Source organism: Lacrimispora brassicae, assembly GCF_054772055.1.
This window is the reverse complement of record NZ_BRYH01000031.1, coordinates 134,360-146,151: the sequence shown is the minus strand read 5'-3', so window position 1 is coordinate 146,151 and position 11,792 is coordinate 134,360. Positions and strand designations below refer to the sequence as shown.

Here is an 11,792-nt window from a genome sequence, read left to right as displayed (position 1 = left end):
AGCGGCAGGAGTGAAGGAGCGGAAATGGATCATGCAAAGGTATTGTGTAAAATAAGGGACAGAACGTATGTCAGAAGATTGTTCCTGTTATGCTGGCTGGTATATTGTGTGTCGTATATCGGAAGGCTGAATTATTCTTCTGCCATGGCTCAGATCATTTCTGAGCATATCCTGACAGCATCCCAGGCAGGTTTTATCAGTATGGCTTATTTCTTTGCCTATGGAATAGGGCAGATGATCAATGGGTTTCTAGGCGACCGGGTGAATCCGAAGCGGATGATATTTGTGGGGCTGTTTTGCTCCGGACTTGCCAATATTGCCATGAGTATCAGCCATAGCGCTCCATGGATGGCGTTGTCCTGGGGGGCCAACGGATATTTTCAGGCAATGATTTGGGCACCGATTATCCGCATATTCGCGGAAATGCTTCATGGAGAAGACCGGGTGAACTGCAGTGTGAATATCGTTTCGTCGCAGATCATAGGAACTCTGATCGCCTATCTGCTGTCTGCTGGAGTGCTGGCTGTTGCGGCCTGGCCCGGAGTATTTATTGCAGCAGCAATCCTGCTGGCAGCAACCTCCTTCTTGTGGAGTATAGGCTTCTGGGATATTTGCCGTCATGGTGAAACCGCAGTGGAAGAAAGCGGGATAAAAGAAACCTCTAGACAGGAGGAAGAGCAGGTTCAGACCTCCTTTGGAAAGCTGATGGTAACTTCCGGAATCTTGACACTTTTGATACCCATTATGGTCCATGGCATGTTAAAGGATGGCGTGACTTCCTGGGTTCCCACCTATATCAGTGAAGTTTTCGGAATAGCAGCTTCTTTTTCCGTTCTGCTTACGTCCATATTGCCGGTCATCAATTTGTCGGGGGCATACCTGGCCAGGTTTGTCTACCGTAAGACCGGGGAGAAAATAGGGTTATCCGTATTTTCCTTTTTCGCGTCAGCAACGGCAGGGCTGCTTCTGCTATGCAGGTTAGGAAGCCGTTCGCCGGTCATAACGGCATGCTTCCTGGCCATGATTACGGCCTCCATGATGGCAGTGAATACGCTGGTGGTCAATATTTATCCATTGCGGTTTAGTCGGCAGGGGCGTGTGTCCGGAGTATCCGGTTTCTTAAATGCCATGGCATATCTGGGAACTGCAATTTCCACTTTTTCCATTGGTCTTATGGTAGAGTACCGGGGCTGGCAGACCACCATATACGTATGGCTGGCGGTAACGGTCCTGGCAGGCCTCATCTGCCTGTTATTTGTAAGAACGGAAGGAAAAGGCTGATTTCGTGAAGAAGCCGGGAAAGCAGCCGGAGGACGGCATATGATTTGTTATGCTGCTGACAGAGGCATGGCCCGATGGTTTGCGCCGCATCAGGCGGTGGAAAGGAGAGAATATGAGTGCCTTACAATTGGCAATTGCAACAGATTTTGCGGGAGAATTTCCCCAGATTGAAAAAATTAAAGAAGTATTATATAAAATAGCACAGGCAGGCTTTACCCATGTTCACTGGTGCTTTGAATGGGACGGAGATTATATTTATTCCACCTATGAGATGCAGCAGATCAAGGAATGGCTGGATCAATACGGCTTAAAGGCAAAAGCCCTTCATGCCTCCAAAGGTTCCAGGCGGAACACAAACCTGATTGATGGACATTATCGCAAGGACTATACCTCCCAGGTGGAATATAACAGAAAAGCAGGAGTGGAGCTGATCAGGAACCGGGTTGATCTGGCAGCGTACATTGGTGCAAAAGAGATCGTTCTTCATTTGTATGTGCCTCATTTTACGATCCAGGAGGATCCGGATATAGAGGAGTGTTTTTATCAGCAGGTATACAAATCCTTTGATGAGCTGCAGCCGTATTGCATCCAAAAGGGGGTGCGTATCTGTATTGAAAATCTGTTCGATGTACCGGAACGGGATGAATTGGATCAGCTTGACAGACTTTTTCACAGGTATCCGGCGCAATTCATAGGCTTTTGTCTGGACACGGGGCATGCTAACATGGTTTGGGGCAGGAAGATGACCGATATAATTCAACAGTACAAAGACCGTCTGTATGCGGTCCATATTCATGACAACAGCGGTTCCGCAGATTTTCATCAGATTCCGTGGAACGGTAATATAAATTGGCAGGAGATCATGGCAGCAGTTGCCCGGACAGAGTATGAGCTGCCCCTGACTTTGGAATTAACATGCTATGATGAGAATATTGATCAGTTCCTGAAGAAAGCATATGAAGCAGGGGAAAAGCTTACCGGTATGTATCGGGAAGCAAAGGGAACCCATTATATTGGTTAGGATATCATTGATATACATACATAAAAGCGTAAAGAGAAATGCTGTTTGATTGTGCAGCGTTTCTCTTTATGTTTCTGTCGTCCCGCAAAACAGATCACACCACCCGGTGTACTGCGGCAAGTTTCTGATTATAGTTTACCTGAACTTGAGAAAGAACCTCGCTTATCCATGGCCTTTTTTATATCTTATGAAAACAAAGACAGGACGCTTGAATGGAAATGACATTTTTCGTTTTCTGTGATATGATAATTTTAAGTGCCGGGCGTGCCGCCCGGTTCAGGCATTATGAGGAGGAGGAATATGAATCTTTTTGGCAGCTTGGTTATTGCGTTTTCCATGTACTCCCGTATCCCAATGCCCCAGTTGGAATGGACAAAGGTGCGGATGAAATATGTCATGTGCTTTTTCCCCCTCATCGGAGCAGTTATCGGCCTGCTGGAATTTGCAGCCTTTTCTGGCTGCAATGCTCTTGGCTTCCGTCATTTCGGGCAGATACTTCCGGTGGTAATCCCTATCCTGGTTACAGGAGGCATACATATGGATGGGTTTCTGGATGTGGTGGATGCCAGATCCTCCCAGGGAGACAGGAAGAAAAAGCTTGAGATATTAAAAGACCCTCATACAGGCGCTTTTGCCATTATCGGCTGCGGTGTCTACCTGGTTCTCTATCTGGCTGCCTTTTTAGAAATGCCTCCGGCCATGATACCGGCCTATTGTATGACATTTGTGGTTACCAGGGCCTTAAGCGGCCTGTCTGTCGTCACATTTCCCATGGCAAAGGAAAGCGGGCTGGCGGCCTCCTTTTCCGGAGCCGCCCAGAAGCGGGCAGTCGCCATTGTTATGGTCTTGTATCTGGCGGCGGCGGAATGGGGAATCTGGTATCTGGGAGGAAGGCTGTCTGCCGCCGTTACCCTTTTCGTCTCTCTTCTTGTTTATTGGTACTATTATGCCATGGCAAAGAGGGAATTCGGGGGAATCACCGGCGATCTGGCAGGATATTTTCTGCAGATATGTGAACTGGCCCTTGTAGCCGGACTGGCTGTTGTTTCCCGTCTGGTGTAATTATAAAAGAGCAGACAGGAAACACCCTTCGGGTATACCTTTATGCCCAGAAAGCATGGGCAGGAAAGAGGAAACACCCTGCGGGTATACCTTTATGCCCGGAAAGCATGGGCAGGAAAGAGGAAACACCCTTCGGGTATACCTTTATGCCCAGAAAGCATGGGCAGGAAAGAGGAAATATGATATTGATTATTGGCGGAGCATGGCAGGGTAAGCTGGCCTTTGCCGTGGAACTGGCAAAAGATACTGACAGCATGGCAAAGGTTGAAAGAGAAACATTCGCAAGCAAAAATGAGAAAGTGGAAGGATATGAGATTGCGGAAGGCAGCAGGGACAGCTTTGATGCCGCCATGAATTGCCGGATCCTCCATGGCCTTCACGAGTATATAAGGCGGCTTTTAAAAGAGGGAAAAAGCGTAGATGGATTTATTGAGGCGATTGAGCAGCAAAATCCTGATATTATTATTACCTCCAATGAACTGGGCTGCGGCATCGTGCCTCTGGATCCGGAGGACAGGGAATGGAGAGAAGTTTCGGGAAGGGCGTCCGTAAGATTGGCACGTACCTCCAGGGAAGTTTACCGCGTGGTATGCGGAATTGCTTCCCGGATTAAATAGACAGAAGGTCAGGAAACAGAACAATGATAAAACTACACTTAGCAGCAGTGCTGACAGGATGCTTTTTGGATCTGTGCTTTGGCGATCCCCCCTGGCTTTGGCATCCGGTTTGCGGAATAGGCTCGCTCATAAGCTGGCTGGAGAAAAAACTCAGAAAAAGGTTTCCTATGGGGGAAGAGGGGGAAAAGAGAGCGGGTTTGTGGCTGGTGCTCCTGGTGCTTTCGGTCACAGGCGCCGTATCAGGGGCAGTTCTTTGGATTGCTTACTCCTTATCCCCCTATGGATTTTTTTTCGCAGAAAGCGTGATGTGCGGTCAGATGATGGCATGGCGTTCCCTGGGGAAAGAAAGCATGAAGGTCTATAAGGCGTTCTCCAATGGGGATGAGGAAGGGGCCAGAACGGCCGTATCCATGATTGTGGGCCGTGATACAAAAAACTTGTCGGAAGAAGGAATCACAAAAGCGGCGGTGGAAACTGTGGCGGAAAATACCTCAGATGGAATCATCGCTCCTTTGCTCTTCATGGTTCTTTTTGGAGGAGCGGGAGTATTTTTATATAAGGCGGTAAATACCATGGATTCCATGGTGGGATATAAAAATGAACGGTATCTCTGGTTTGGACGGGCTGCGGCCAGGCTTGATGATATCTGTAATTTCATACCGGCCCGGTTATCCGCAGCCCTTATGATAGGAGCAGGGTATGTGTGCCAGTTTTTTTATAAAATGAAGGGAAAAGGGAGCCCATACAGCGGCAGAAACGGACTCATGATATTTAAAAGAGACCGCTTTAATCACAAAAGTCCCAATTCAGCCCAGACGGAGGCGGTCTGTGCAGGGGCGCTGCAGATCCAGTTGGCAGGGAATGCCTATTATTTTGGAAAGCTATATGAAAAGCCTTCCATTGGAGATCCGGTAAGGCCGGTGGAATACCAGGATATCCCCAGGGCCAACTGCCTTATGACAGTTACTTATGTATTAGGGCTGATCCCTGTATGCCTGCTCCTCTTAGCAGCTATTTAAACACAATGATATGTTTGATCGGGAGATAAATAATATGGAATACCAGCATGGCGGAGATATTTATACCAACAACGTAACAATAGACTATTCAGCCAACATCAATCCCCTTGGGCTTCCCCAGGGAGTAAAAGATGCTGTTCATAAGGCTGCAGACAACTGCTCCTGTTACCCTGACAGCCAATCCATGAAACTCCGTAACCTGCTTTCAGAGTTTCACGGCGTTTCTCCGGATCACATTATCTGCGGAAACGGGGCTGCGGACTTAATCTTTCAGATCGTACAGGCATTAAAACCGAAAAATGCCCTTCTGATCGACCCCTCTTTTCTGGAATACGAACAGGCTCTTAAAGCCTCCTCCTGCAACATCGTGCATTTTAGCTTAAAGGAGGAAGAAGGGTTTCGGTTGGGGGAAAAGAAGGTGAAAGACTGGCTGGAAAAAAGCGGGATGGATTTTCAGATGCTGTTTTTATGCAATCCCAACAATCCCACCGGCCTTGCATCAGGCAAGGAAGCCATAACAGAGATTCTGGATGCTTGCAGGGACCGGGGAATCTTTTGTGTGGTGGACGAATGTTTTAATGAATTTTTGCAGGAACCGGAGCAGTATTCGGTTTTGGAACTTGTACAAAGCGGCGGTTATGAGAACGTATTCCTTTTAAAAGCCTTTACAAAGCTGTATGCCATGGCAGGGCTGCGCCTGGGCTATGGGATCTGTACAGGAAAAGAGGTCCTGGACCGAATGAATCTCATACGCCAGCCCTGGAGCGTTTCAAGCCTTGCCCAGGCGGCAGGAGAGGCAGCTCTTAAGGAAAAATCATATGTGGAGAAAACGAGACAGGTGATCACCTGTGAACGGGAGTATTTAAAATCAGCCCTTTCAGTCCTTGGCTTTCAGGTTTTTGACTCCATGGCCAATTATATTTTTTTCCGGGATTTAAGGCCAAAGGCTTTTACCCAGGAAAAGCTTCTTTACAGGCAGCTTTTGGACCGGAAAGTCCTGATACGCTCCTGTTCCAATTACAGAGGGCTTGATCATACCTATTACCGAATCTGCGTAAAGCAGCGGAAGGAAAATGAAGAGTTTCTTTCCATATTGAAATCCATAGTGACAGAAGGGAAATAAACCAATGGCAAAGACGATCATGATACAGGGGACCATGTCCAACGCAGGAAAAAGCCTGATTGCAGCCGGCTTATGCCGGATCTTCAAGCAGGATGGATACCGGGTGGCTCCTTTTAAATCCCAGAACATGGCCTTAAATTCCTATATTACGGAAGAGGGGCTGGAAATGGGGAGGGCCCAGGCGGTCCAGGCGGAAGCGGCAGGAGTAAAGCCGGAGGCGGCCATGAACCCCATCCTGCTAAAGCCCACCAATGACATTGGATCCCAGGTAATTGTAAACGGCATATCCATTGGAAATATGCCTGCCAGGGAGTATTTTGCATACAAGAAAACCCTGGTACCGGAGATTCAACGGGCATTTGGCAAGCTTTCAAAGGAATACGATATCATCGTCATAGAAGGAGCCGGAAGTCCGGCGGAGATCAATTTAAAACAGGATGACATCGTAAATATGGGAATGGCAAAAATGGCGGAGGCTCCGGTTCTTCTGGTGGGGGATATTGACCGGGGAGGCGTGTTTGCACAGCTTTACGGAACTGTGATGCTTTTGGAACCAGATGAGAAAGCCTTGATAAAAGGCTTGATCGTCAATAAATTCCGGGGAGATAAAACCATTCTGGAGCCAGGGCTGGACATGATCGAAACGCGGCTGTCCATCCCGGTGGCCGGTGTGGTTCCTTATATGGATGTGGATCTGGAAGAGGAGGACAGCTTAGGAAACCATTTGGCGGGAACGGCCAGAACAGACCGGACCACAGTGGAGATCGCCGTCATCCGGATGCCGAGAATCTCCAATTTCACGGATTTCCAGGTTTTTTCTACCATCCCCTGGGTGTGTCTGCGCTATGTGGACCGTGTTTCCCATCTGGGAAATCCGGACATGGTCATTTTGCCAGGCAGCAAAAACACTGTGGAAGACTTACTCTGGATGCGGGAAAGCGGCCTGGAGGCGGCGATCCTTAAGCTTAATGCCAGGGAGATTCCCATATTTGGCATCTGCGGCGGTTTTCAGATGCTTGGGGAGACCATATCCGATCCCTTCCATGTAGAATCAGAATCGGCTGTCCTGGCCGTAAGGGGCATGGGCCTTCTGCCCATCCGCACTGTTTTTGGAAAGGAAAAGACCAGGACAAGAGTGGCAGGCTCCTGCACCGGTGTGGGAGGGATATTTGAGGAACTGTCGGGCATGGAGGTGGAAGGCTATGAAATCCACATGGGAGAAACCACCAGATCCCTTCCGCCTTTGGCTTATGTCATGGAAAGCCAGTCAGGCTCTCATTTGGCAAAAATGGACGGATGCCAGAGGGGGAATGTATATGGCACCTATATCCACGGCTTCTTTGATAAAGAAGGGATCGCAATGGCCATGGTAAAGGCTCTTGCAAAAAAGAAGGGGATTTCCATGGAGGTGGATGACGGCTTTAACTATCAGGAATATAAGGAAGAACAATATGACCGGCTGGCAGCCCTGTTAAGGGACAGCCTTGACATGGAACAGATCTATGGGATAATGGGATTAGAAACCAGCCCTGAAATTTCCGGCAGATCATGAGAAAACAACGTGGAGGAACAGATGGAGTGTAAGGAGCTGGAGCGGGTGCTGCCCGAGGAAATAGAAAAGAGAAGTTTTGAACTGATAACCATGGAGCTGGGGGAAAAGGTCCTTGATCCGGAGTGTGAACCGGTGATCAAGCGGGTAATTCACACCACCGCTGATTTTGACTATGCGGATAATCTGGTGTTTTCCCCTCATGCCGTAGGGGAAGGGATCCGGGCATTAAAGGAAGGCGTCCGGATCATTACGGATACCAACATGGGAATGGCCGGAATTAATAAAAAGGCTCTGAAGGGAAACAACTGCAGCGTCAATTGCTTTATGGCTGATGAGGATGTGGCGGAATATGCAAAGCTCCACCATACCACCCGGGCCTGTGCCAGCATGGACAAGGCGGCAGAGCTTTCGGAGGACTGTATTTTTGCAGTGGGAAACGCCCCCACTGCCCTGGTGCGCCTTTATGAATTAATAAATGAGGGAAAAATACGCCCCAGGCTGATCATCGGCGTTCCTGTGGGATTTGTCAATGTGGTACAGTCCAAAGAAATGATTATGTCCCTTCCCCATATCCCTTTCATTGTGGCAAGGGGAAGAAAAGGCGGAAGCAATGTGGCCGCGGCAATTGTAAATGCGCTGCTTTATCAGATACAGCAGCAGTAATTTGGTTTCTTGCCAAGGTTTTTGGGCGTAAAGGCATACCCAAAGAGATTTTTAAGAGGGGAAGAACAGCATGGATTTATACAGCATAATTTTAGTGGATGACGAAGAGGAAGTGCGTAAAAGCATAATAAAGAAGATTGAATGGCAGGCAGCCGGGTTCCGGGTGGTGGGAGATGCGGAAAACGGGGAAGATGCCATGGAAAAGATTGAGGTTTTGGAACCGGATGTGGTTTTAACGGATATCCGGATGCCTTACATGGATGGTCTGGTCCTTGCGGAAAAGGTACGGCAGCGGTATCCTTCCATGAAGGTGGTGATCTTTTCCGGTTACGATGATTTTGAATATGCCCAAAGGGCGATCAAACTGAATGTGACGGAGTATATTTTAAAACCGGTCAACGTGGAAGAGCTGACCTCCATATTAAAAAGGATCAAGGGGAACCTGGATCAGGAGATAGAAGAAAAAAGGAATTTAAGCCGCCTTCGGGAAAATTACCGGAAAAGCCTTCCAATCATCAGAGAGCAGTTTTTCAATGACCTGATGCACAAAAATCTTCCGGAAGAGCTGGTGGAACAAAAGCTTAAGGAATATGGCGTGCCTGTTATGGGAGCCAGAAAATGGATCATTGTTGCCATTGATGTGGAAAAAGGAGATGTAAGGGAAACCCTTTCCCTTCACAATGAGGAGGAACTGATCCCCATTTCTGTTATGCAGATCGTAAGGGAAAAGCTGGAGGGCTATTGCCGGTTTGCCCTTTTCCAGTCTGTTTCAGAGGCGGAGATGGTGGTGATCGTGGCCCTTGATGATGACAATTCCACCACAGGACTGATCGATGTCCTGGGAGACATCTGTAAGGAAACAAAACGGATTCTGGAGGTTCTTGTCACCATGGGAATCGGCAAAAGCTTCCGTGAGCTGTCCGGTTTCCGGGAAGCCTACCAGTCCTCCATTGATGCCCTGGGCTATAAGGCTATAGCCGGAAAGGGGACCACCATTTACATCAATGATATGGAGCCGGTAGGAGTGGGAAAGCTGGAATTTGACAGTATAACAGAGGCGGATCTCATCTCAGCTATAAAGTTCGGTCCTGACGAAAAGATCGAAGCAGCAGTCACCAGGATCATTGAAAAGATGGAATCAGCAAAAGTACATTACCGCCAGCAGCAGGTTTATATGTTTGGCGTTCTAAACAGCGTCCTCCAGATGATGCAGCAGTATGACCTGGCCCTTGAGGATATTATGGGCGGGGAGCTTAAGGACATGGAAATCTTTAACAAGCTTAAGAAAAAAGAAGAATTCGGCCAGTGGCTTTTTAAAATTGCAGGGAAGATGAACCAGTCCATCAACCAGGAGCGTGATATCACCACCCGCCAGGTGATCCAGGAAGCAAAGCAGTACATCATGGACCACTACCAGAATCCGGATCTGTCTGTGGAAATGATATGCCGCCACCTTCACATGAGCCCGGCATATTTTTCTACTATGTTCAAAAAGGAAACAGGACAGGCATACATCGCATACCTGACGGATGTCCGGTTGAACAAGGCAGTGGAACTGCTTAACAAAACCGATGATAAGACTTATGTGGTGGCAGCGAAGGTAGGATATCAGGAGCAGAATTATTTCAGCTATGTATTTAAGAAGAAATTTGGAGTATCACCGACTAAATTCCGCGGAGCCAGGTAATGGAAAGAAAGAATATCAGCATTCGTTATACTATATTTGTATATTTTACCGTGACTGCTCTGGCAGCCAGTCTTTTGATCACCTTTTCCTTGTACCAGCGCCTTTCTACCCAGGTGGGAGAAATGGTGCAGGAGGAAAACCAGAGCCTCATCAACCAGGTAGCCAGGTCTGTGGAGTCCTATTTGCTTACGGTCATGAAGCTGTCAGATTCCCTGTATTACGGAGCCGTGAAAAATGCCGATCTTTCCTCGGACTCCATTAATAATGAGATCACGCTCCTGTATGACAACAACAGGGACAATGTGGACAACATCGCTCTTTTTTCCCAGTCAGGCACCATGGTGGAATCGGTTCCTGCCGCAAGGCTGAAAAGCGGCCTTGATGTGACCCAGGAGAACTGGTTTTTAAATGCTTTGGAAAAAACGGAAAACCAGCATTTTTCCTACCCTCATGTCCAGTATGTTTTTGACAACAACGAAAACCAGTACCGTTGGGTCATATCCTTATCAAGGGCCGTGGAGCTGACAGAGGGCACCTCTACCACCCAGGGTGTGCTTCTGGTGGATTTAAGTTATTCCAGCCTGGAACATCTTTTTGACGGGGTGACCACCGGAAAGGGCGGTTATGTGTATCTGATCAGCAATGACGGCCAGATCCTGTATCATCCAAAGATCCAGCTCATTGATTCCGGCCGGATGGAGGAAAACAATCTGGTGGCAGCCGGTTATAAGGATGGAAACCACAGGGAGGAATTCCAGGGAGAGACCCAGATCATCACAGTAAAATCCATCGGTTATACAGGTTGGAAGATCATCGGGGTAACGCCTAAAAATGTGGTTTCCTTAAATTCCATTAAGACCAGACTTTTTATCGTGTTTCTTATCACCCTGATCCTGTTTATACTGGCCCTGATCAATTCCTATATCTCCTCCCGCATTACCAATCCCATCAAGGAGCTGGAAAAATCCGTGGGAGTTCTGGAGGAGGGAAATCTGGAAACCCCTGTTTTCATTGGAGGCTCCTATGAAATCCAGCATTTGGGGAACTCCATTAAAAATATGGCAAAGCAGATCAGGGTTCTTATGGATGACATCGTGGCGGAGCATGAGGCAAAGCGAAAACAGGAATTTGACACCTTGCAGTCCCAGATCAATCCCCATTTCCTTTATAATACCCTTGACATCATTGTGTGGATGATTGAAAATGAACAAAAAGCGGAGGCGGTCAAAGCGGTCACTGCCCTGGCCCGGTTCTTCCGGATCAGCTTAAGCAAGGGGAAGAGCATTATCACGGTCAGGGATGAGTTAGAGCACGTCAGGAATTATTTAATGATCCAGCAGATGCGTTTTAAAAATAAATTCACCTATGAGATCGATGCATCGGAGGAATGTGTGGAACTGGCAAGCTTAAAGCTGGTTTTGCAGCCCCTTGTGGAAAATGCCATCTATCATGGAATGGAGTTTATGGACGGGGATGGAGAAATCATTGTAAAGGTCTGGAAAGCAGGAGATGACCTATACTTTATGGTAAAGGACAATGGCCTTGGAATGAGGCCAGATCAGGTGGCAGGCTTATTTTCCGACCAGGTCCAGGTCACTTCAAAGAAAGGTTCTGGAATCGGCGTTAAAAATGTCAACGAGAGGATTAAGCTGTATTTTGGGGAAAAGTACGGCCTGGCGATTGAATCGGAGCCTGATGAAGGGACGGTGATCCTCATCCACCTTCCGGCGGCTCCCTATGGTTCTATGATAGAAAAGGGAAAATAGA

The 11,792-nt window shown here is 47.9% G+C and carries 10 protein-coding genes; all 10 read left to right on the top strand.

Going from position 1 to position 11,792, the window contains the following annotated elements:
* Positions 1–24 precede the first annotated feature (24 nt).
* On the top strand, positions 25–1,281 hold the full coding sequence (locus ACYVD3_RS16280) for an MFS transporter (protein WP_460643530.1): 1,257 nt from the start codon (positions 25–27) through the stop codon (positions 1,279–1,281).
* 112 nt (positions 1,282–1,393) lie between these two features.
* The gene (locus tag ACYVD3_RS16275; protein WP_460643529.1) at positions 1,394–2,302 is read left to right on the top strand and encodes a sugar phosphate isomerase/epimerase family protein; all 909 of its coding nucleotides are present in this window, start codon (positions 1,394–1,396) and stop codon (positions 2,300–2,302) included.
* 300 nt (positions 2,303–2,602) lie between these two features.
* Positions 2,603–3,364 (top strand): adenosylcobinamide-GDP ribazoletransferase, encoded by a 762-nt coding sequence (locus ACYVD3_RS16270; RefSeq protein ID WP_460643528.1) that lies wholly within the window; start codon positions 2,603–2,605, stop codon positions 3,362–3,364.
* 179 nt (positions 3,365–3,543) lie between these two features.
* Positions 3,544–3,981: a bifunctional adenosylcobinamide kinase/adenosylcobinamide-phosphate guanylyltransferase gene (locus tag ACYVD3_RS16265; protein WP_460643527.1), complete on the top strand. Its 438-nt coding sequence runs from the start codon at positions 3,544–3,546 to the stop codon at positions 3,979–3,981.
* Positions 3,982–4,004: 23 nt separating this feature from the next.
* Positions 4,005–5,000 carry an adenosylcobinamide-phosphate synthase CbiB gene (gene cbiB, locus ACYVD3_RS16260; RefSeq protein WP_460643526.1) on the top strand — a complete coding sequence of 332 codons (996 nt, stop codon included), beginning with the start codon at positions 4,005–4,007 and terminating at the stop codon, positions 4,998–5,000.
* Between the two features lie 34 nt (positions 5,001–5,034).
* Entirely contained in the window at positions 5,035–6,123 is a 1,089-nt protein-coding gene (locus ACYVD3_RS16255; protein WP_460643525.1) for a pyridoxal phosphate-dependent aminotransferase, read from the top strand.
* A gap of 4 nt (positions 6,124–6,127) precedes the next feature.
* Complete coding sequence (locus tag ACYVD3_RS16250) at positions 6,128–7,675, top strand: cobyric acid synthase (protein WP_460643524.1); 1,548 nt, start codon at positions 6,128–6,130, stop codon at positions 7,673–7,675.
* 21 nt (positions 7,676–7,696) lie between these two features.
* Positions 7,697–8,338, top strand: a complete 642-nt coding sequence (locus ACYVD3_RS16245; RefSeq protein WP_460643551.1) for a precorrin-8X methylmutase — start codon at positions 7,697–7,699, stop codon at positions 8,336–8,338.
* A 70-nt stretch (positions 8,339–8,408) separates the two neighbouring features.
* Entirely contained in the window at positions 8,409–10,025 is a 1,617-nt protein-coding gene (locus ACYVD3_RS16240) for a response regulator transcription factor (protein WP_460643523.1), read from the top strand.
* Positions 10,025–11,791 (top strand): sensor histidine kinase, encoded by a 1,767-nt coding sequence (locus tag ACYVD3_RS16235; RefSeq protein WP_460643522.1) that lies wholly within the window; start codon positions 10,025–10,027, stop codon positions 11,789–11,791. The genes ACYVD3_RS16240 and ACYVD3_RS16235 overlap by 1 nt, the downstream gene beginning before the upstream one ends.
* Position 11,792: the final 1 nt, after the last annotated feature.